Consider the following 21,235-nt stretch of genomic DNA (forward strand, 5'->3'; position numbering starts at 1 on the left):
AGCCGAACCGGTAGGCTTGCCGGGTACTCGTCGGCCCCTCCGGGGGTCCTGACGGGCCCTGTTCCACGCGACCCCCACCTGCTGACCGCACCCAGCGGCCTGCACAGAACTGGAGAAGAATCCCATGGCAGCAGCCAAGTCAGCACTCGACCCGATCATCTCGCTCGCCAAGCGGCGCGGCTTCGTCTTCCAGTCGGGGGAGATCTACGGCGGTTCCCGCTCGGCCTGGGATTACGGACCCCTCGGGGCCGAATTGAAGGAGAACATCAAGCGGCAGTGGTGGCAGACCATGGTCCGCGGCCGCGAGGACGTCGTCGGGCTCGATTCCGCCGTGATCCTGCCCCGCCAGGTCTGGGAGGCCTCCGGGCACGTCGACGTGTTCAGCGATCCTCTGGTCGAATGCCTCTCCTGCCACAAGCGGTACCGCGCCGACCACCTCGAGGAGGAGTACGAGGAGAAGAAGGGCCGCGCGCCGGAGAACGGCCTGAAGGACGTTACCTGCGCCAACTGCGGCACCAAGGGCCAGTGGACCGAGCCGCAGGAGTTCTCGGGACTGCTCAAGACCTTCCTCGGCCCGGTGGCTTCGGAGGAGGGTATGCACTACCTGCGGCCCGAGACCGCGCAGGGCATCTTCGTGAACTTCAACAACGTCCTGACGACGGCGCGGAAGAAGCCGCCGTTCGGTATCGGCCAGATCGGCAAGAGCTTCCGCAACGAGATCACGCCGGGCAACTTCATCTTCCGCACCCGCGAGTTCGAGCAGATGGAGATGGAATTCTTCGTCGAGCCCGGCACCGACGAGGAATGGCACAAGTACTGGATCGACCAGCGCTTCGCCTGGTACACGGGCCTCGGCATCGACCCGGACAACCTGCGCCTCTTCGAGCACCCCCTCGAGAAGCTGAGCCACTATTCCAAGGGCACCACGGATATCGAGTACCGCTTCGGATTCCAGGGTTCGGAGTGGGGCGAGCTCGAAGGCGTGGCCAACCGCACCGACTTCGACCTCAGCACGCACTCCAAGCACTCGGGCACCGACCTCGGCTACTTCAACCAGGCCACCAACGAGCGCTACACCCCGTACGTGATCGAACCCGCAGCCGGTCTGACCCGTTCCTTCATGGCGTTCCTCGTCGACGCTTACACCGAGGACGAGGCCCCGAACGCCAAGGGCGGCGTGGACAAGCGCACAGTGCTCAAGCTCGACCCGCGGCTCGCCCCCGTCAAGGCGGCGGTGCTGCCGCTGAGCCGCAACGAGGATCTCTCACCGAAGGCGAAGGACCTCGCTGCACAACTTCGCACGGGCTGGAACATCGAGTTCGACGACGCCGGGGCCATCGGCCGGCGCTACCGCCGCCAGGACGAGATCGGTACCCCGTTCTGCATCACGGTGGACTTCGACACGCTCGAGGACCAGGCCGTGACCATCCGCGAGCGGGACAGCATGGCGCAGGAGCGCGTATCCCTGGACCAGGTGCAGGGATACCTCGCCGCGCGCCTGATCGGAGCCTGATGGCCCTCGAATACCGCGCCTGGCAGGAGGGTGACGACCTCGAGCTCATCCAGCTCTGGGGTGGACCGGAGTCGGCTGCGTCGGAGCAGTTCCGTGGATCCTTCCGGATGCCGTCCGACAGTCCCTGGAACCGCTGCATCACGGTGGTGGACCAGGGCATCCCGGTCGCGGCCGGCTGCGTCTACGGCGCTGCGCTCCATCCGGACCGGCTCTGGTGCTACATCGAGGTCGCGGAGGACCATCGGCGCGCGGGCGTCGGTTCGACTCTCCTCACGATGCTCCAGCACGAGGCCGCTGCCTCGCCGTCGGGCATCACCGCCCTGCGGTCGAAAGTGACGCCCGGGTCCACGGGGGCCGCGTTTGCCGAGGCCACCGGTTTCGGGGTGCTTCAGCGCTCGCGGCTCGTCGTCGTGCAGCCGGGTGCCATCGCCGCGCCGGCCTTCGACGACGCGTCGGGTCCGCAGCTCGAGGAGTCCGCCACCGGCTCCGTGGAACTGACGCGCGCGCTCGCAGCGTTCTACGGGTCCGTCCATGCCTGGGACCGTGCGGACATCAGCCTGGGACGTGCCCAGCAGCTGTTCCTCGGTGATGCGAGCGGTGCCGGCGGGGCGATCGTCCTGCGCGACCGGCCGAAGGCCGACGGCGGTGCCATCGCAGCCTTCGCCGTCAGCTACACGCAGGCCCGCACCGATGACCCGGCCGATGTCCTGGTGGGCTATGACACCTCGCTCGCACCACGGGAGCAGCAGGCGGCCGTCGCCACGATGATCGCGATGCTCGTGCACCAGTTCCCGGTCCAGCTCGAGGTGGATGACTCGATGGAGGCGCTCGTCGCCGTCGTCGAGCCCCTGCTGGCGACCGGTGCCGCGTACCTCGCAGGACCGGAGACGCTCGTCGTCGCGACCGACTGACCGTCGCCGGATACCCACAGGGCCGCCCCTTCCGGAAGGAACGGGTGGCCCTGTGCATTCCGGTGGCCTGTCAGCCCCGGCTGTACCGCCCCGCGTTCCTGTCGGCGACGTCCGCGGCGTCGCGCTCGGCGTCGGTCATCGCGCCGCCGCCGAAGTGCGCCGGCATCCACCACGCGCCGGGTTCCGGTGTCACGGGGAAATCGGCGATGCACACCTCGATGCCGTCCTGCAGTTCCCGCCGAAGCTTTTCTGTCTCCTCGGTCACATCGAGGCCGGGGGAGTGGTGGATCGCCGGGTTGATGTGGAGCCGGACCGGTGCCTTCCAGGCGCGCTTGATGGAGAATCCGTGGCCCCGGGTCAGCAGCCGGTGCGCGCCCCAGACGCTGATCGGGATCACCGGTACGCCGGCCTCTGCTGCCAGCCGGACCGCCCCGGTCTTGAGCGTGCGGACGGTGTAGCTGCGGGACACTCCCGCTTCCGGCAGGATCGCGACGTACTCACCGGCGCGCAGCTTCGCCAGGGCGTCGTCGTACGCCGCCGCACCGGCCGAGCGGTCCGTGACGACGTGACCGAGTCCGAAGACGAACGGGCTGACGAACCGGTTGTCCGCCGCCCGCTTCGAGATCATGTACCTGGCCTGGATGCGCGCGTGGTTCCAGAGGACCAGCTCCGCGAACGCGAAGTCGAGGTACCCGAAGTGGGTGATCGCGACCACCGCACCGTGGCCCGGCACCGCGCGTCGTGAGCGGCCGTTCAGCGGGTCCGACGCGGGCAGGTTCTCCGTGCCGGTGACCTCGACCGGCAGGCGGAGAGCTGCGAAGACTGCCTTGCCCGCGTACACCACGAAGCGGTACATGCGGTCGCTCTGCCGCGGCTTCCATCCCATGCTCAACGCTCTCTTCCGGCCTGCGGTGGGAGCGGGAAGAACCCGCTTCTGCTCTCCATATACCCTTTGTACCCCGCGCGGCTCGACCTACGCCTCCCGGTCAGGAGTTTCCCGTCCCGCTGGCACGCGCCTGGCACCTGATGGCGGACCTGGAGGTTGCTGTGCGCGCCCGTCGCGCCGCCCTCCGGTGCACCAGCACCGCGCCGCCGGATCAGGCTGTTACTCCGAGCGGGTCGGCGGCACGGTACAGCGACGCCGAGCGGTCGATCACGCCGGGATCGACGGCCGCACCGGTGTCAGCAGCGAAGTGGCGGAGGAGGAAGGAGGTGCTCATGCCGTGCCAGACGGGCAGGGTGCGCACCATGAAGTGGCCCGCCCCGAGCATGCGCACGTAGTGGACGTCCCGCGCGACGCGCTGTGCACGGCGCGCGAAGGCGAGCGACGCCGTCGGACTGGTCCAGCGGTCCGTGTCCCCGTGCATAATGAGGATGCTGCGCCCCCGGACCGACTCCACCGGACTCGACGGCTCGAGCCACGGTGCGAGGGCCGCGACGGCGCGGACCTGGATGGAACCGGCGGCGGCGAGCGCGGTCCGCCCGCCCATGGAGTGGCCGAGGAGATAGACAGGGAGCCCCGGATGCTCCGCGGCGATGCGCGCGAGGGCCCACCGCGCGTCCTGCAGTGCGGACTGGTCCGCCCCGTTCCACCCACGCACCCTGTTGCGGAGCGTCCAGACCGCGAGGCCGTGCTCCCCGCCGTCCGCGGCGAGGCGTGCGGCGAAGGGTCGCATGCGCAGCGGGCTCAGATGATGGGGCTGCACGGCGTCGAAGCTGGTCGCCCGTCCGCCATGCAGGACGAGGGCGATGCCGTGCACACCGGAGGTCGCCCCGCTGATGCTGATGACGGGTTCCCTGTCCCTCGCGGGGAGTCCTGCAGATGCTGCCACGAATCGTCCCTTTCCGCCCCGACGGGCCTGCTTCATCCTGATGATGCTCCGTCCTGATGATGGTTGCAGTTCGTGCGGTGCCCGCCGAGTCGGCCTGGTCCTGATGGCTCAATACACGGGCCGACCCGGTGTCCTGCGTACAATCCGTGAGGTGCCCGGAGCGCGGTCACGCCGTCCCGGCCCTTGCGCAACCATGACGCATCGACCAGCCGATACCGACCACCCGGAGGAAATCCGTGGGCCACAGCCACCTGCACGTCACGAGCGCTACCGGGAGTTCGGGGCCGTCCGCATCAGCGATTGCCACGCGGCGCCGGGCAACCCTCCTGCTCTCGGCCATCCTCGTGCCCCTCGGCGTGGTGACCCTCATCGCCATGGTGCTGCTCTGGCCGAGCGGGGACCGCAGTTCCCTCGCGGTCGCCAACCCCTACGCGACGGCGGACGGCGTCAGCTTCGATCGCGGCACCGTGCGGGAGGTCGGCGAAGCGGACTGCCCGTCCTCGCAACCCACCGTCGACGCCGGCGGCACGGCGCTGACCTGCACCATCGCCTACACACAGCCTGCGCTCGGTGGTGAGGTGATCGCCGTGGAGGTCACCCCCGAACTCGCGAAGACGAACGCCGTCGAGCCCGGCGACGAGATCCGCTACCTCAACCTCGCCAATGTCATCCAGGGCGGGGCGGCGCCGTACGTCTTCGTGGACTTCGTGAGGTCCGTCCCCATCGTCGCGCTGGCGGTCGTGTACGCCGTCGTCGTCATCGCCGTAGCGCGCTGGCGCGGTCTGCGCGCCATGATCGGCCTCGTGGGTGCACTGGTGATCCTGGCACAGTTCATCCTGCCCGGTCTCGTGGAGGGCGCACCGCCGCTGCTCCTCGGTCTCGTGGGTTCCGTGGTGATCATGTACGGCGTCCTCTACTTCGCGCACGGCTTCTCCGCGCGGACGTCCACGGCGCTGCTCGGAACGGTGTTCGGGCTCGGCGTGACGGCGGTCCTCGCAGCGTGGGCGACCGACACCGCGCACCTGACGGGTGTGGGGGACGAGAATGCCTACGCGCTCGTGAATGCCTCGGACGAGCTGTCCATCTCCTCGATCATCCTGTGCGGCCTCATCATCTCCGGCCTCGGCGTCCTCAACGACGTGACCATCACGCAGTCATCGTCGGTCTGGGAACTGTACGAGCTCGCGCCCAACACATCGGGGAGGCGGCTCTTCGCGTCCGCGATGAGGATCGGCCGCGACCACATCGCGTCGACGGTCTACACCATCGCGTTCGCCTATGCCGGAGCCGCCCTGCCGGTGCTGATCCTCGTCTCCCTCTACGACCGCGCCCTGATCGAGACCCTCACCAGCGGTGAGCTCGCAGAGGAGGTGGTGCGGACACTGGTCGGGTCGATCGGCCTCGTGCTGGCCATACCGCTCACCACGCTGATCGCGGTACTGGTGGTCAAGGCCGTCGGACCGAGGACCACGGGCGGAGGACACGTCGGCACCACGCACGCCCACCAGCCGGACGACGGAGCGACGCCGGCTGTCCTGGCCTCCGAGGGAGCGGGGACCCTCGCACCCGGTCAGCGGCTCGTCGCCCTCGGGGATCGGCGTGCCCGGCGCGCCGAGGGGGAGGACGCGTGACGAGCGCCTGGCGCAAGGCTGCGGCCGCGAAGCGGAAGCTCAGGCCGGCAGCAGGCGATACCCCCGGATTTGCTCGCTCTTGCGACAATGGAGGGGTGACTGCAGTATCGACCCTCCCTGCCCCAATCGGTGCTCCCGGCGACGGAACTGCCGGGGACGCCCATGCCGCCCCGCCCGCACAGGGGGACAGCGCCCTCAGGCTCGACCTCCCGCCGCTGACGCTCGGCAACATCACCGTGAACACGCCCGTGATCCTGGCGCCGATGGCCGGCATCACCAACAAGGCCTTCCGCAGGCTGTGCCGTGAGTACGGCGGCGGGCTGTACGTATCGGAGATGGTCACCTCCCGCGCGCTCGTGGAGCGCAGCCCCGAGTCGATGCGCATCATCTCGCACGACGGCGACGAGAAGGTCCGCTCCGTACAGCTGTACGGCGTCGACCCCAGGACCGTCGGTGCCGCGGTGCGCCTGCTCATCGAGGAGGACCGCGCGGACCACATCGACCTGAACTTCGGCTGCCCGGTGCCCAAGGTCACCCGCAAGGGTGGGGGAGCTGCCCTGCCCTGGAAGCTCGACCTCTTCACGGGCATCGTCCAGACCGCCGTGCGCGAGGCCTCGAGGGGGAACGTTCCCCTGACCATCAAGATGCGCAAGGGCATCGACGAGGACCACCTCACCTTCCGCGAGGCCGGCAAGATCGCCCGGGACAGCGGGGTCGCCGCCGTCGCGCTCCATGGGCGGACCGCGTCACAGTTCTACTCGGGCAAGGCAGACTGGAACGCCATCGCCGAACTCCGGGAGGCCCTCCCGGACATCCCCGTTCTCGGCAACGGAGATATCTGGAGCGCCGAGGACGCCGTGCGCATGGTGCGACAGACGGGGGTCGACGGCGTCGTCATCGGTCGTGGCTGCCAGGGGCGCCCCTGGCTCTTCGGCGACCTCATGAATGCGTTCGAAGGCAGCCCGACGAGGTACCAGCCCGGCCTCGGCCAGGTCGCCGAGACGGTCTACCGGCACGCGGAACTCCTCGTCGAGACGTTCGGCAGCGAGATGATGGGGCTGCGCGACATCCGCAAGCACATGGCCTGGTACTTCAAGGGCTATGTCGTCGGTGGCGAACTGCGCGCCAAGCTGGCCACGGTCCCGACCCTCGAGGTGCTGCGCGGACTCCTCGACGAACTCGACAAGGACTCGCCGTATCCGGGCCAGGACGCCGAGGGTCCGCGTGGCCGCGCGGGCTCGCCGAAGAAGACCGCCCTCCCCGAGCACTGGCTGGACGGTCGTGTCCTCAACGAGGCGCAGCAGGCGGACATCGCCGCTGCCGAGGTGGACGTATCCGGCGGCTGACCACCGCAACGGACCAGGTCCGGGCGCTGCCCAGCCCGCTTCAGCTCTCCTCCACAGGAGCCGGTACCGGCCGGGTTCACCTGCCTCACTCCGCTAGAAAGGCATCATGAGCTTCCCCGAACTGTCCGCCACCACCGGGTACAGCGCCGCGGACACCGAGCGATGGGTCGAGGAACCGCCGAAGAGCTCCCACCGCACCGACTTCGAGCGGGACCGCGCCCGCGTGCTGCACTCCTCCGCGCTTCGCCGTCTCGGTGCGAAAACACAGGTCGTAGCGCCTGACACGGACGACTTCGTCCGCACGCGCCTCACCCACTCGCTCGAGGTGGCGCAGGTGGGCCGGGAGCTCGGCCGGACCCTCGGCTGCGATCCGGACATCGTCGATACGGCCTGCCTGGCGCACGATCTCGGGCACCCGCCTTTCGGCCACAACGGAGAAACCGCGCTCCACGACATCGCGCACGGCATCGGGGGTTTCGAGGGCAATGCCCAGACGCTCCGCCTCCTCACCCGGCTCGAGCCCAAGGTCCTGGCAGCAGACGGTGGTCCGGCCGGCCTCAACCTCACCCGCGCGAGCCTCGATGCCGCGTGCAAGTACCCCTGGACCGCGGCGTCGGCCCCCGTCATCAGCGGCCAGCGCACCACGAAGTTCGGCGCGTACGACGACGATCGCCCCGTCTTCGACTGGCTGCGCGACGGCGCCCCGGAGGGCCGGTCGTGCCTCGAGGCACAGGTCATGGACCTCGCCGATGACATCTCGTACTCGGTGCACGACGTCGAGGACGCGATCGTCGCCGGGCACCTGCAGCTGAAATGGATGGACAGCGCCGACGCCCGCGCCCGCGTGGTGGGCTACACGCAGCAGTGGTACCTCCCGGGGAGCGACCCGGCCGCCGTCGACGCCGCCCTGGTCCGCCTCGAGAAGACACCGGTGTGGGTCCGGGAGGCGGACGGGACGCGGCGGTCCATGGCGGCTCTCAAGAACATGACGAGCCAGCTCATCGGCCGTTTCTGCCTCAGTGCCATGCAGTCGACGCGCTCCATCTACGGACCGGACCCGCTGACGCGCTACAACGCGGAGATGGTGGTGCCCGAGGAGACCATCATGGAGATCGCCGTCATGAAGGGACTCGCCACCACGTACGTGATGACGACGGACCACCGCCAGCCCCTCTACGAGCGGCAGCGTGAAATCCTCGCCTCCCTCGTAGCGCAGATCCAGGCCGACGGCGACCGCTACCTCGAGCCGATGTTCGCTGCCGACTGGCGTGAGGCCCCGGACGACGACGCCCGCCTGCGCGTGGTCGTCGACCAGGTGGCGTCACTCACGGACGTGTCCGCGCTCAGCCTCCACGAGCGGATCGTCGGGCCCGTTCCCGCGCTCTGGTAGGAGCGGGTCCGAGTGTCGGTGGGGCAGGCATAAACTGGGTTCCATGGCCGGACTCATCAAACGCGAAGACATCGATGAGGTTCGCGAGCGAACGGATATCAAGGAAGTCGTCGAGGCGTACGTGACGCTGAAGTCGGCGGGAATCGGTTCGTGGAAGGGACTCTGCCCTTTCCACGACGAACGGTCGCCATCGTTCCATGTGCGCCCGCAGATGGGCTCCTACCACTGCTTTGGGTGCGGTGAAGGCGGCGACGTCATCTCCTTCGTGCAGAAGCAGGACCATACCTCCTTCAGCGAGACCGTGGAGAAGCTCGCGGCGCGTATCGGTTTCGAGCTGCACTACGAGGACGGCGGCACCGGTCCCCGCCGCGAGGACGTGGGGAAGCGGCAGCGCCTCCTGGACGCCCACAAGATCGCGGCCGAGTTCTTCCGCGACCAGCTCCTCACGCAGGGAGCCGCGACGGCCCGTCAGTTCCTGCAGGAGCGTGGCTTCGACCGGGACGCCGCAGCGCACTTCGGGGTCGGCTATGCGCCCCAGGGCTGGGACACGCTGCTGACCCACCTGACGGGTCGGGGGTTCACGCTCGACGAGCTGAGGCTGACGGGCATGTTCAGCGAGTCCTCCAGCACTGCGGGTCGGTTCTACGACCGCTTCCGCGGACGGCTCATCTGGCCGATCCGCGACATCACCGGAGACACTGTGGGTTTCGGGGCGCGGAAGCTCTACGAGGACGACCAGGGGCCGAAATACCTCAACACACCCGAGACCTCCCTCTACAAGAAGTCCCAGGTGCTGTACGGCATCGACCTCGCCAAGCGGGAGATCGCGAAGAACCGCCAGCTCGTCGTCGTCGAGGGGTACACCGATGTCATGGCGTGCCATCTGGCGGGTGTCGGCACCGCCGTCGCGACCTGCGGAACGGCGTTCGGGACCGACCACATCAAGATCGCGCGCAGGCTCCTGTCCGATGACGGTACCGGCGGCGAGGTGATCTTCACGTTCGACGGTGATGCCGCGGGCCAGAAGGCAGCCCTCCGCGCGTTCGAGGAGGACCAGCGCTTCAACGCGCAGACCTATGTCGCCGTGGAGGCGTCCGGTGCCGATCCGTGCGAGCTGCGGCAGACCCGGGGGGACGACGCCGTCCGGTCGCTCATCGCCGACCGCCGTCCGCTGTTCGAGTTCGCCATCAAGGCCTCCTTCGACAACTTCGACCTCTCCTCGGGGGAGGGGCAGGTCAAGGCACTGCGTCACGCGGCGCCGATCGTCGCCCACATCCGGGACGTCTCGCTCCGGTCCACCTACACCCGCGAGCTGTCCCGCTGGCTGGGCATGCAGTACGTCGGGGAGGACCAGGTGGCACGCGCCGTAGCATCGGCGGTCCGCCGGGACATGGGTGCCTCGACCTCCGGGAACCGGCAGCAGGGCCAGCAGGGCCAGCAGGATCGGCAGGGCCGGCAGGGCGGGCAGGCTCCCTCGAGCCAGCAGGGCCAGCAGGCAGGCGCTCCGGTGGGCCAGGGGGAACCCGGCGGCGGTTCACCGGAGGAGCCGTACTACGAGCGCCCGGATCCCCGCGATCCGATCGCGCGCATGGAGCGAGAGGCTCTCGAGGTCGTGCTGCAGCAGCCCACCATCCTCACCGCGATCCAATGGGAGAGCTTCTCGACGTCCCGCTTCAGCATCCCCGTCTACGAGGCGCTGCACTCAGCCGTGATCGCGGCCGGAGCGGCGGGCACCGAGCTGTCGCGGTGGGTGGAGTCGGTGCGAGAGGGCGTCCCGGACGTCCTCCGTCCCCTGGTCAGCGAGCTGGCCGTCCGACCACTGCCGGCGAAGGACACCGACGCGATGGTGGTGTACGGCAGGGACATCCTGAACCGCCTCACCGAGCTGAGGATCACGCAGCAGAAGGCGGAGAAGCTCGGGCAACTCCAGCGCATGGATCCGGCCGCTGATCCGGCGCTCTACAACCAGCTCCAACGCGACCTGATGGAGCTGGAGATGCAGCGTCGGCTGCTCCGCGAGGACTGAGCCACAGCCAATTTCACTTAGCTCCGGAACCTATGTAAAGTTGTGTCTGCGCATTCCTCCGTAGCTCAATTGGCAGAGCATTCGACTGTTAATCGAAGGGTTACTGGTTCAAGTCCAGTCGGAGGAGCAAGCGGAAGCCCCTGACCTGCGGAAACGTAGGCTAGGGGCTTTCTCGTTTCCCGGCCTAAGAGGCTGCTGGGGACATTATGGAGACATGAGTAAAGGGTGCAGACTGTTCCAGTGCTGCGTTACGGGCCAACTCAAGGGCCGTCGATACCTCGTCCAGACGGTCCGGCCACAGGTGTCCGTAGGTGTTCAGTGTCTCCGTGGCGTCCTTGTGCCCCAGCATCTGCTGCACGACTTTCACGTCCGCGCCGGCAGCGATTGCTGCGCTGGCTGCGGTGTGACGGAGCTTGTGCGGAGTCAGGCTCGCCGCTTCGAGGTCGGCATCGTTGACGGCGAGGTTGAAGACCCGACTGCGCCAGTTGTGGTCGTTGAGCGCTCCGCCCTGGCTGCTCCGGAACACGAAGGACTCGCGCGGGTTGCCAGTGGTGAGTTCCATCAGTTCTTGCGTTAGGAATCGGGGCATTGGGACGGTTCGCTTTTCGTGGTTCTTTGGCGGGCCAAGGACTTTTTTGCCCGCTCGATCGAGCGTCCAGGTTTCCACGACTTGAGCCCGAGACGTCAAAAGATTCAGAGACGAGGTTCGGAGCGCCAGTGCCTCATTGATCCGCAGGCCGGTATAAGCAAGAAAGTGGACTAGGACTCGGTCGGTTTCGTTGCCGCTGACGCCGTGTGCGGCGGTTGCGAGGGCTTCTACCTGCTTGTGGGACAGGTAGACGTGTTCCTGCGGTGTAACGCGCGGCAGGCGTACGCCGGCAGCCGGGTTGCGGGTGATTCGGTCTGTCTCCACCGCCCAGCCGAGCACGGCGGAAAGAACCGTGTGAATCTGGTCAACCGTGGCAGGGCTGAGCGGCCCGTTCATCCTTTCCTTGACCTCGTAGGCTGGCGGAATCACACCGCGCACCTTGTAGGCGGCGGGTGCGATGCCGGTACTGAGTGCGGAGACCCATTCGGCGACCTGGGGCTTGGTGATCGTGCCGATCCTCCGGGTGGACCATTGCGGAAGCACATAGGCGTTCAACGTGCGCTCGTACTGCCGTGCGGTGCCCGGCTTGATGTCCAGGCGGGTATTCAGCCATTCCGTAGCGATTTCGGTCAGTAGAATTTCGGCGTGCTCTGGTGGCCGATAGGTACCGGCGCGCAGGTCGTTGTCTAGTTTCGCGGCGAACTGTTCGGCCTCAGGCTTGCGCTTGAACCGTTTGGAACGTCGGCGCTTCGTCCGTCCAATCGCGTCCGCTGCACAGTCCTCCCACCAATAGACGCGCCACCGGGAACCGACTCCGTCCTGTGGTGACGGCTTCTTGTCTGTAGTTCGCCAACCGTCCTCAATCCATGCGCGTGCCACGTCATTCGTCCTCTGCGACGGAGGGCATTTGTGCTAGCTGGGGCTCGTCGTCGTCTTCTGTTAAAAGTGGCTCTAGCGCGCTGAATACAATCGCGCCAGTTCGCTCCAATCGCTCGTGGCTCCACTCGAAAAGCCTCATGTCATCCCGGGCAAGTGCCTCAGGCCACCGCTCCTGCCGGTAGGTGGCGAATTGGTCGAGCCGTAGCTTCGCTTCGATCAACGCCGCGTCGAAGCGGTAGTACTCATCGCGGATGGTGCGGATTGTTCGCAGGGCGGCCTCTTCCGCGGACCGTTGAGCGGCCCTCAGGAGTTCATGCGCGGTATCGTCGTCAACCATTTGAGCTGCCATATCCCACGGGTCTCCGTGCAATATCTGGGCCAGCAGCACCGCCTCATTAAGACTGACCGGACGGGTCAAGTTTTCGATGCGCTGGATTTGCTGTTGAAAGAGCGGCAGGCCGGCTTCAGTTGCACGGCGCGCAAGTTCGCTTTGCGACATCGGTACTAGCATCCGCGCGCGAGCCAGGGATTTTGCGAAGGCAGCTTCCCAAGGGAGGCGTACGTGATCGGCATCTGTGCTCTTTCGTTTACTCATGGCGTCAGGCTACATACTCACGTTGTTACTTGCAACATAGGGTTGTATCTGACCGCATCGATGTAGTTACATCGTGTTGTTGCAGCTTGCAACAGCACGGAGGGATTGCAGATGCAGACAGAACAAGGAGTGGCGGGCATGCTGACGCCTACAGATCTCGCAGATCGGTGGAAGAAGCCCGCGAGGACTCTTGGGCAATGGCGATACGAAGGTAGAGGGCCCGCATACGTCAAAATTGGCGGCGCGGTCCGCTATCGACTTGCAGATGTTGAGGCATACGAAACCGAGCACCTAATGGGTGCCAGATGAGCGGGGAGGCGGATCCGGGAACCGGCTATAGGCGCGTCGCGTGCAAAAGACCGCTCCCCATGCCCGCGCAGCAAGGCCTCCAAGGCCGGCGAGCGGCGGCGGCGGCGGGGGACGTGACCCTGGATGTGAGTGCAGGATTAGCGCACCGCCGGCTGGCGTCGTCTCGTTGCCCGCCGTTGGAAGACGGCCGTCGTGATCCACTGGACCCAGACCCCGGTTGCGTTCGGTTGGCTCACGCCGTATTTGGGCTCAACCGCCGCGAGTTGTCGGCGGAAACCGAGCGGCTTGAAAGGGCGGGCTGGCGGCCGTGGGAGCTCCGGGCACGGCTGGGACTTGCCCGGCGCGTAGGTGGGAGGCTATGAGCTATCGAGCCGAGTCGACAACGGATCCGGGTTGGGTCCCGAGGTGTCCCCCTGTTACCGCTGTTCCTGATGCTGAGACAAGCGGGTGGGCGGCTCGTGCTGAACTGCTGGACGATGTGCAGCAGTTCCTTGAACGGTTCATTGCCTATCCGTCGCCGGAGACCGCGACGGCCCACGCGCTGTGGATCGTCCACGCGCATCTCATCGAGGCGTTCGAGAACTCGCCGCGCCTCGCGTTCCTGTCGCCGGAGCCCGGCAGCGGGAAAAGCCGCTGCCTGGAACTGACCGAGGCCCTCGTGCCGCGCCCGGTCCTTTCCGTGAATGCTTCGGTCGCCTACATCTTCCGGAAAATCAGCGACGAGGCCGGTTTACCCACGCTGCTCATGGACGAAATTGACACTGTGTTCGGTCGCGGAAAGGCCGACAACAACGAAGATTTGCGCGGACTACTCAACTCCGGTTATCGGAAAGGGGCGACAGCCGGGCGTGCAGCGGTAAGGGGCCGCGAAGTCGTCACTGAGGAGTGGCCGTCGTTCTGCGCGGTGGCACTGGCCGGATTGAATCAGCTCCCGGACACACTCATGACGAGGTCCGTCGTCATACCGATGAAGCGCCGCCGGCCGGGGCAGCGAGTGCAACCGTACCGCCGGCGCGTAAATGGCACGGCGGCCGCGGAACTGCGTGACCGGCTGGCTGACTTCGCGGCCGATGTGCGTGTCGGCGTTGCTGAGGCGTGGCCGGACCTTCCGAAGGGTATCGAGGACCGGGACGCCGATATATGGGAGCCCCTGCTCAGTGTTGCGGATGCCGCGGGCGGGCACTGGCCGGTTACCGCACGAGCTGCTGCTGTTTTCATGGTGGCGAAGGCAAAGGAGAAGCCGGCGACTCTGGGTATCCAGTTGCTTGGCGACATTCGGGCCGTGCTGGGCGATCTGGATCGCATGACTACCGCTGACCTCCTGGAAGAGCTACACGGGCTCGAGAACGCGCCGTGGCGAAGTATCAGGGGCGAACCCATCGACCCCCGATTTCTTGCGCGGACCCTCACTAAGTATGAGATTCCGACGAACAACACGATCAGGACCGAGGCGGGGACGGCGAAGGGATATCGGCGGAGGGACTTCGCGGATGCTTTCGAGAGATATCTCCACCCCGAGACCCCTGTTACCCCTGTTACCCCTTCTGGGATAGGTGAGGGGGGACAAAGCGGCCAATGTCACCCACGCGACCAAAGCGAAACATACATAGATACAGAGATTCTCAATAGTGAGGGCTCCATTCTCAGTAAGGGGCTGGTTGGGGGCCCCCCTTCCGTCCCTCCCCGAATCGGTAACAGGGGTAACAGGGGTCTCGGTGCGCGCGTCTCGGCGTCGGGGCCCGCGCCGGCTCTAACCTCTGACTCTGGCCCGGACCGTGATGGCCGGCGCTGAGTTCGGGGCTGTGGACGGGGCGCGCGGTGGAGCTCACCGGGCGTTGCTGGACGTGCTCGCCGGCCTCATACGGGCTGGCGGTGTCGTGCCGTGCATGGGCGGTCCCGGCTGGACACGGGGTGCCGCAGCGGAGCAAAACGCGGCGGCACTGGCCTGCGGTCGATGTCCGGCCCTGGCTGAGTGCTGGCAGTACCAGCACGAGTACCCCGAGAGTGCCGGCGCACATGCCGGGCTCACTGATAGCGAACGGAAGGCAAAACAATGAACATCGAAAACGACGAAAACGCGGAGCGAACCTCGATTCTAGAGGCCGTCGCGATAGTCGAGTTGATCATTCACGACGAGCGGGACGGGGGCGCGGCGGTCATGCTGACCGAATCGGAGGATCCGGTCCGGCTCGCCCGGTCGGCCTGCGGCCTGGCCGCTGCCCTGCTCATGCGCCTTGCTCCGGGGCACGAGGACGAAATCCTGGACAGGTACCGGCGGGCTTTCTTCGATGAGGTCACGGGCAGCTCGTGAGGACGCCGGACGGGGACGACCTCGACGCGGCCGCGGTGGCGGTCATCGCTGATGCGGGGCTGGCGGGCGTGGGGCCCGCCGGCGTCGTCCCGGTCCGCCGTGACCTCTTCGGCAGGTTGGATTGGGGGTCGGCGGTGAGCATTACCCCCGATTCCTCGGCGGGCTGGGATGAGCGGGCGTGGCGGGACTCGCCGTGACGGGCGCGGTAGAATCGTCGGTATCGTCGGCCCGGTCGGGTGCGGCTGGTTAAGGGATTTGAGGCGCGTAGCCGCGTAAGTTTCCTGAGGACTGGTCGACCATTGGGGCGGCGAAGGGTGACGGGTTCGGGTTTTTGCCTGGACTGGTCGCCTGCTGTCGCTCACCGTTCCGCCGACGCTCCGGCCGGCCGGATTGCCTGAGGCCCTTAGCGGGGTAAGGGCGATTCCTGGTTTCCCGCCGTTCCTGTCCGCGTTTTGAACGCGCCACGGTCCTCTCCACTCAACGCGCCCGGCCCCTTCCTGGGGTCCGCGCTTTTATGCCCTTGGAGGGCCAAAATGACGAATCCACGTAGGGAACTTATCCGGGCGGCTGCTGCCGCTGCCGCGAAGACGGCGACGGAGCTCGCGGCGAAAGCCGAACGCGAGAACCGGAACATGACGGCCGACGAACTGGCTGACTACGGCCGGGCGATGACGGCCTCGAAATCCGACCTCGAACGGCTGCGGAAGATGGACACGGATGACGAGGTTACAGCTCAGGCTCGTGCTCTGGTCGCGGAGGTCGGCGGCGGTATGGGCGGGTCCGGGGTCAAGCACCTTGCTTTGACGGGTGCGGGACGGCGTGACGCGGCCCGCGGTATTGCCTCGAAGATGACGGCGACCGGTGGGACGGGCCTGGGTCGGAAGGGTCTGGTCGATGCCGGGAACGTCATCACGGCGACGCCGACAACTGACATTGTGCCGGCGGGGCGGTTCCCGGCGTCGCTCCTGGAGATCTTGCCGGTCATCCAGCATGACGGGGCAACGTTCAAGTTCCTTCGACAGTCCCAACGAGTCAATAACGCGGCCGTCGTCCCTGCCGGTGCGACGAAACCGACGTCGATCTATTCGATTAGCGGGGTGCCGAACGAACTCGCCGTGCTAGCGCATTTGTCGGAACCGGTCGATAAGTACCTTTTGGCGGACGTAGGAAGCCTGGAACGATTCGTCGGGGACGAACTGCTGGCCGGCCTCGGCCTCGCCGTCGAAGCCGCGATCCTCAACGGCAACGGGGTCGGCGATAACCTCACCGGCATCCTGGCGACGAGCGGCATCCAAGTCCAGACGGCCGGGGCCGACGACGTCGTGACCATCCGCGCGGCGATTACCAAGCTCGAAAGTACGGGTCATGAGGCGTCGGTAGTGGTGCTGTCTCCGGCGTCCTGGGGACGGATCGAATCGGCCCGGAATGCTTCGGGCAACTTTGACCTGGCCGGACCTGTGGACCGGGCGGCTCGGACCCTCTGGTCGGTGCCCGTCGTCCTCTCGAACGCGGTCGCCGGCCGTGCTGCTGTCGTCCTGGACGCCGCGGCCGTGGCGTTGGATACGGACCGGGCGGGCATCGAGACCAAATGGAGCGACGCGGGTGAGCTCTTCGAGAAGAATCAGGTCAAGGCCCGAGTCGAAGGCCGGTTCTCGGTATCCGTGTATCAGGCGCTGGGCGTCGTCGCGGTAACCCTCCCTGCCTAGCATCGTGACGGCGTCAATGTGCGATAGGTCATGAATTTTTGGACTGGCTTCATCGACTCATAAGTAGCATTGATGGTGGGTTTAGCAGTGGGCCCCCACGGTGGCACCGCTGCAGCGGTGCCACCGCGGCCCTCTGAGCTACTTCCGCCGAAGATGGGCGAGAGCTCCACGCGTGGCGATGAGGACGCGAGGGGATGACTTCGCCTGCAGAACCAGGGCGTCGAGGTCTTCGCCGCCGTCCAACAGCTCCGCCACCCACTTCGCGCGCTGCTTGTTCACGTAGCCGAAAGTCACCGGCGGCCTACCCGTCGTAAGTGCCACCGCGTGCGGGTCGTGCTCGTTGTCCGGCTCTCGAAGTAAGCCGACGCGCTGACCGGTACGGAACCGGGACTCAGGCTCGAGGTCGCTGTAGAAGCTGGTGCCTCTGGCCCTGAAGGCGAAAAGTCCGACGTGACGGAGGGCGGGTGTCTGGTAGTCAAGGAGTCGGCCGTCCTCCGTGGAAATCTCCAGGCCATTCGTCGACGTGACCAAGCGAAGCGGGGGGTGCCCCTCCATGCGGGCGGCGGCAAGGAGAAGCACCTTGGCTTCCTCTGCTGGCATGTAGCCGGCACGGTATCCGCGGATGGTCTGGCCGACCGCGGCCGCTTGCTTCTTCTCCGCCGCATAGTGGGCGGCAACGGCGGGGTTCTGCTCTCGCCGGGTATCGAAGTCCGCGGCGTCTAGGCGCTTGAAAGCTGGCTCCGCCTCATTGGCCTGCTCTAGCGCGTCCGCCTTCGCCTCGCGATACGACGCCTTAACCCTGTTCCATATCCCCATGCCGTGACTATAGCCGCGGGCTTACCCCCACCCCTACCCACGGGGGGCCCCAATAATCGCTAGGGCTTTGAAGTGAAGAACCCGATCACCGTTAGGAGGCCCTCTCTCCCCGGCGGGGTAGGGGGGTGGGGCCGCGAGCGGGAATTGATGCGCCCTTTACTGCTTTAGATGCTCCGCCACATATGGTCATCTAATGCTGACAACTTCACACTGGGCCGTAGGGCTTGCGTTCGCCGGTTCAATGATGATTCTGACGGGGATGGTTCAAGGATTCTTCTCTGTGCGCGCTGAACTGAGGGACGGAGGACGGCGACGCAAGCTACGGCAGACGGTGGTGGAGGTTTGGCGGGCAGACCCGCGTTCCTCCCTGAACTTCAGCGGGTCACGCGATGACGTGCAGCGCATGACGGAGGTGCACGACGCCGCGTGGGCAGACTACCGAAGAATCGGCGATGCAGGGGGAGCCAAACTTGCAACGCTCGGGGATTTCTCAAGTGATCCTCTCAGCGAAGAAAGTCAGCTAGCACAACTTCGCCAACAAATCAGGGCTTTGAAGAACGACCTGCTGTGGATTGGAACCGGGACAATTGTGACCGCCGCTGCGGGACTGATGACGATGATGTAATTCCGGCACGTCGTGGGCAGGTGCCCGGCAGTGTGCCGTAGGCTCTCCTTGCGGGCGACGTACGTGACGCGCCGGTAGGGGGACGAGAAAATGGGCCTATTCAGCAAGCTAACCGACCGAGTAAAAGCCGAGCTTTCCACAGCGGTCCAATCCGGAGGGCAGCAGGCCAGTGTTGGTCTGCTGCATGTAGACGGCACAGACGATACAGCAGTCGTCGGTTCCGAATACGTTCGGAAGGATGCCGAAAGGGTCCCCCTTGGATCCACCTTTAACGTCGAGCTGAGGCGCGAGCCCAAGAATTCCCACGACCGGAACGCCATAGCGGTCATTTTCAAGGACCACAAGATTGGGTACTTCAGCGCGTTCAAGGCTGAAAAGTACGCCCCCCTCGTGGACATAGCGAATACAACGGGCCGGATCGTCACTGCTTCAGCTTCTGCGCAGAAACAGCACGACGGAAAGTTTACAAATGTTCAAATGCCCACGGTGTACGACTTTGCCGTGTCGCTGGGAGATGCCGGCAAAGAAATGGCGGCAGTTAACAAGCCGGCGATTAAGGCGAGCCTGAAGCTACTGAACAAGTATCAGGATCAGCTAGAACGAGTCCTAGCCGGCATGCCCCAGCGGGAGATTCAGGCGTCCATGATTCTGACGGAGACACCGTCCGGGAAGTACAAGGGGCAGCGCTCAATTTCTTTCATGTTTCAAGGCGAGGAAATAGGCGTTTTGCAGGCCCAGTACCGCGAAGCTAACCCGGAGTTTTTCGGGGCTGCTGAATCGGGTGATACCAAGTGCATGATTTTGGTTCGCAGGTATGAAGAGAAGATTTGGGCAGGGGCGACGATTTATTAGCTCGCGCCGGGCTGTGAGGGGTGTCCAGTCCTGGGCGGCGGGCCATGCGGGCGGTTTGGCTCCACCGAAGTCCCGCAACCGCCCGCTCGGAGGGGACATTTTGGGGACATGAAAGCGAGAAGGTGCACGAATCAACAGGATTCAGGGAGCGCGCTCAAACCCCCTGCATCCCTACAATGCCGCGGATAGAGGGGGCATCGAGGCGTACCCCGAGTTGTCGAGAATGTTGGGCATTACTTCGAAGGGTTACTGGTTCAAGTCCAGTCGGAGGAGCAAAGAGGGACGGCCCGGCTTGGCATGATGCTAAGTCGGGTCGTCCTTTTCCGTCCTGAAGCCCATGGTTTCCCGCGGTTACCCCGCGTTTTCGTTCGCACTTCCCTGCTCCGGGAGCGCGCAGGATAAGCCTCATGGACCGGAGCACCGGGCGCGATGTACAACGACCTGCTGGGTAACCGTCGCAGACAAAATTGCGGTTGCTCGACCACTGCTCGGCGGAGTAGCACGTCGGCGGCAAACCGGGGGAGTGACGCAGTCCGATGCCCGGCCGCTGTCTCAGGGTGTCCTGGTGCACCAGTCCGGTCGGCGTGCGCATCACCGTAGCCGAGATCGTGACGGTTATCGGAGACCCCCGAGGTCCACGTCCTGCCACCTAAGCGCCAACAACTCGCCCACACGGGCTCCGGTGCCCAAAGCGACGTCGACGAGATCCGCGAGGTCTTGGGGGCGCCCCAGCCCATACTTCACTGGCTCCGCCAGGTACTCTCGCAAACCCGCCCTTAACCCTTGAGCTGCTACCACGGTGAGAGCTCGAACTGGAACCCGTCTCCGTTCGGGTAACCGGGTGTCTCTCACAGGGTTGACTTGCACGGCATCATGGCACGCAGCGAGCGCAAACATCTGTGTGAGCACCGTCTTAGTCGTCTTGGCCTGGCCCGGAGTACGAGCCGCAACTCCCTTTAGGAACCTGTCCAGTTGGCCCGTAGTAGCTTCACAGAGGGCTAAACCACCGATTCCCGGTTGGATGAAGTTCGCCACGTTGCACCGGTACAGCGCTACGGTCTGTGGGATCCAAGTGGACTGTTCAACTTCGGCCAGCCACACCTCAGCAAGCGCTGACACCTTCATGTCCGAGTTAATGACCGCACCGATCGCAGCCGTCTTGGTTCCACCGGGCCGATGGGTCGGGCCATGCTCACTGTCATGTCCGCTTTCGCGCAACTCGAGCGTGACCAGCTGGCCGAACGGACCAGGGCCGGCCTGGCTGTGGCTGTGAAAAGCGGCAGGAAGGCCGGGAGGCGGGAAATCACCAATGACCATGCAAAGGTCAGGCGCACCCGGGACCTCAAGGCCCAGGGGCTCATGCCTGCCGACATCGGAAGAATCGTTGGAGCCAGCCGCGGCACCGTGTACCGCTACCTGAGCATCGGCACCGACGACATACCCTGTTCGGAACCAGCGCGGACACGTGAACATAGTGTCCGGACCGTCCACCGCCACCAACGGCGGAGTTTCCCTATGTGCCGGTCTTGTGCGCCCAGTTCGGCGACGAGCGGTGGATCAGTGCCGCGATCACCGCAACTGACAGCAGGTTCTCCATCGAATTGTTCTGCATCGTCACGGCTGCTCCCTGAGCCTCGTCAGACACGTGCGTTTCTCTGCTAACAGTGACCGCTGCCGACATGGCCCGCAGAAGTCGCCACTACTTCTTTCCCTTGGCCCACGCAGCAAGTAAGTGCCGGAGCTGGTGAACATGTACATTCAGCCATCCCTGACAACCGCCCGCATGGGCGAATCATTAACGGCACTACCCCCTGAGCATGCCCGAGCCTCCGACCTCCAGCGGCAATTCTTCATGCCTGCTACGTGTCGGCGCGGCTCAGACCGAAAGCCAGCCGTAACCCCCG

Annotated in this window: 20 protein-coding genes, 1 tRNA gene and 1 pseudogene; 16 read left to right on the top strand and 6 right to left on the bottom strand. The window is 65.8% G+C overall.

Annotated features, from left to right (window positions below):
- Positions 1 to 124 precede the first annotated feature (124 nt).
- Positions 125 to 1,513, top strand: coding sequence for a glycine--tRNA ligase (locus tag RCH21_RS12385; protein ID WP_120148173.1), 1,389 nt, complete (start codon positions 125 to 127; stop codon positions 1,511 to 1,513).
- Positions 1,513 to 2,424, top strand: coding sequence for a GNAT family N-acetyltransferase (locus RCH21_RS12390; RefSeq protein ID WP_326964614.1), 912 nt, complete (start codon positions 1,513 to 1,515; stop codon positions 2,422 to 2,424). Before RCH21_RS12385 ends, RCH21_RS12390 begins: the two co-directional genes overlap by 1 nt.
- A 70-nt stretch (positions 2,425 to 2,494) precedes the next feature.
- Here the strand turns inward: RCH21_RS12390 and RCH21_RS12395 are convergent, their stop codons facing one another.
- The gene (locus RCH21_RS12395; RefSeq protein WP_326964615.1) at positions 2,495 to 3,310 is read right to left on the bottom strand and encodes a lysophospholipid acyltransferase family protein; all 816 of its coding nucleotides are present in this window, start codon (positions 3,308 to 3,310) and stop codon (positions 2,495 to 2,497) included.
- 211 nt (positions 3,311 to 3,521) lie between these two features.
- Positions 3,522 to 4,256: an alpha/beta hydrolase gene (locus tag RCH21_RS12400; protein ID WP_326964616.1), complete on the bottom strand. Its 735-nt coding sequence runs from the start codon at positions 4,254 to 4,256 to the stop codon at positions 3,522 to 3,524.
- Between the two features lie 236 nt (positions 4,257 to 4,492).
- Between RCH21_RS12400 and RCH21_RS12405 the strand changes: the two genes are divergently transcribed.
- From RCH21_RS12405 to RCH21_RS12425, 5 genes are all read left to right on the top strand, one after another.
- Complete coding sequence (locus RCH21_RS12405; protein WP_326964617.1) at positions 4,493 to 5,887, top strand: YibE/F family protein; 1,395 nt, start codon at positions 4,493 to 4,495, stop codon at positions 5,885 to 5,887.
- Positions 5,888 to 6,102: 215 nt separating this feature from the next.
- The gene (gene dusB, locus RCH21_RS12410; protein WP_235830621.1) at positions 6,103 to 7,233 is read left to right on the top strand and encodes a tRNA dihydrouridine synthase DusB; all 1,131 of its coding nucleotides are present in this window, start codon (positions 6,103 to 6,105) and stop codon (positions 7,231 to 7,233) included.
- Between the two features lie 106 nt (positions 7,234 to 7,339).
- A complete protein-coding gene (locus RCH21_RS12415; RefSeq protein WP_120148169.1) occupies positions 7,340 to 8,623 on the top strand; it encodes a deoxyguanosinetriphosphate triphosphohydrolase in 1,284 nt (427 codons plus the stop codon).
- A 43-nt stretch (positions 8,624 to 8,666) separates the two neighbouring features.
- A complete protein-coding gene (gene dnaG, locus RCH21_RS12420; protein ID WP_326964618.1) occupies positions 8,667 to 10,649 on the top strand; it encodes a DNA primase in 1,983 nt (660 codons plus the stop codon).
- Between the two features lie 54 nt (positions 10,650 to 10,703).
- Positions 10,704 to 10,776 (top strand) — tRNA-Asn (locus RCH21_RS12425).
- A gap of 57 nt (positions 10,777 to 10,833) precedes the next feature.
- Here RCH21_RS12425 and RCH21_RS12430 read toward each other — a convergent pair.
- Entirely contained in the window at positions 10,834 to 12,117 is a 1,284-nt protein-coding gene (locus RCH21_RS12430; protein WP_326964619.1) for a tyrosine-type recombinase/integrase, read from the bottom strand.
- A gap of 1 nt (position 12,118) precedes the next feature.
- A complete protein-coding gene (locus RCH21_RS12435; protein WP_326964620.1) occupies positions 12,119 to 12,712 on the bottom strand; it encodes a helix-turn-helix domain-containing protein in 594 nt (197 codons plus the stop codon).
- 138 nt (positions 12,713 to 12,850) lie between these two features.
- On the opposite strand from RCH21_RS12435, the gene RCH21_RS12440 reads away from it, so the two are divergent.
- The 6 genes from RCH21_RS12440 (at position 12,851) to RCH21_RS12460 (ending at position 17,038) form a co-directional block, all read left to right on the top strand.
- Positions 12,851 to 13,021 carry a helix-turn-helix domain-containing protein gene (locus RCH21_RS12440; RefSeq protein WP_326964621.1) on the top strand — a complete coding sequence of 57 codons (171 nt, stop codon included), beginning with the start codon at positions 12,851 to 12,853 and terminating at the stop codon, positions 13,019 to 13,021.
- A gap of 358 nt (positions 13,022 to 13,379) precedes the next feature.
- Entirely contained in the window at positions 13,380 to 14,813 is a 1,434-nt protein-coding gene (locus tag RCH21_RS12445) for a DUF3631 domain-containing protein (RefSeq protein ID WP_326964622.1), read from the top strand.
- 94 nt (positions 14,814 to 14,907) lie between these two features.
- Positions 14,908 to 15,078, top strand: coding sequence for a WhiB family transcriptional regulator (locus RCH21_RS17195; RefSeq protein WP_442784709.1), 171 nt, complete (start codon positions 14,908 to 14,910; stop codon positions 15,076 to 15,078).
- The gene (locus RCH21_RS12450; RefSeq protein ID WP_326964623.1) at positions 15,075 to 15,332 is read left to right on the top strand and encodes a hypothetical protein; all 258 of its coding nucleotides are present in this window, start codon (positions 15,075 to 15,077) and stop codon (positions 15,330 to 15,332) included. Before RCH21_RS17195 ends, RCH21_RS12450 begins: the two co-directional genes overlap by 4 nt.
- On the top strand, positions 15,329 to 15,529 hold the full coding sequence (locus RCH21_RS12455) for a hypothetical protein (protein WP_326964624.1): 201 nt from the start codon (positions 15,329 to 15,331) through the stop codon (positions 15,527 to 15,529). The genes RCH21_RS12450 and RCH21_RS12455 overlap by 4 nt, the downstream gene beginning before the upstream one ends.
- Positions 15,530 to 15,865: 336 nt before the next feature.
- On the top strand, positions 15,866 to 17,038 hold the full coding sequence (locus tag RCH21_RS12460; RefSeq protein WP_326964625.1) for a phage major capsid protein: 1,173 nt from the start codon (positions 15,866 to 15,868) through the stop codon (positions 17,036 to 17,038).
- Between the two features lie 138 nt (positions 17,039 to 17,176).
- On the opposite strand, the gene RCH21_RS12465 is transcribed toward RCH21_RS12460, so the two are convergent.
- Positions 17,177 to 17,854 carry an HIRAN domain-containing protein gene (locus RCH21_RS12465; RefSeq protein ID WP_326964626.1) on the bottom strand — a complete coding sequence of 226 codons (678 nt, stop codon included), beginning with the start codon at positions 17,852 to 17,854 and terminating at the stop codon, positions 17,177 to 17,179.
- A gap of 193 nt (positions 17,855 to 18,047) precedes the next feature.
- On the opposite strand from RCH21_RS12465, the gene RCH21_RS12470 reads away from it, so the two are divergent.
- The 3 genes and pseudogenes from RCH21_RS12470 to RCH21_RS12480 all read left to right on the top strand — a co-directional run.
- Entirely contained in the window at positions 18,048 to 18,479 is a 432-nt protein-coding gene (locus RCH21_RS12470) for a hypothetical protein (protein ID WP_326964627.1), read from the top strand.
- Positions 18,480 to 18,569: 90 nt separating this feature from the next.
- Complete coding sequence (locus RCH21_RS12475; RefSeq protein ID WP_326964628.1) at positions 18,570 to 19,331, top strand: HIRAN domain-containing protein; 762 nt, start codon at positions 18,570 to 18,572, stop codon at positions 19,329 to 19,331.
- Positions 19,332 to 20,504: 1,173 nt separating this feature from the next.
- A pseudogene (locus tag RCH21_RS12480) lies at positions 20,505 to 20,603 on the top strand (recombinase family protein); the annotation flags it as partial.
- Between the two features lie 241 nt (positions 20,604 to 20,844).
- On the opposite strand, the gene RCH21_RS12485 reads toward RCH21_RS12480, so the two are convergent.
- Positions 20,845 to 20,976, bottom strand: a complete 132-nt coding sequence (locus RCH21_RS12485; protein WP_326964629.1) for a hypothetical protein — start codon at positions 20,974 to 20,976, stop codon at positions 20,845 to 20,847.
- Positions 20,977 to 21,235 lie beyond the last annotated feature (259 nt).

It is taken from the genome of Arthrobacter sp. PL16 (genome assembly GCF_035985055.1).
GTDB lineage: Bacteria > Actinomycetota > Actinomycetes > Actinomycetales > Micrococcaceae > Arthrobacter_D > Arthrobacter_D cheniae.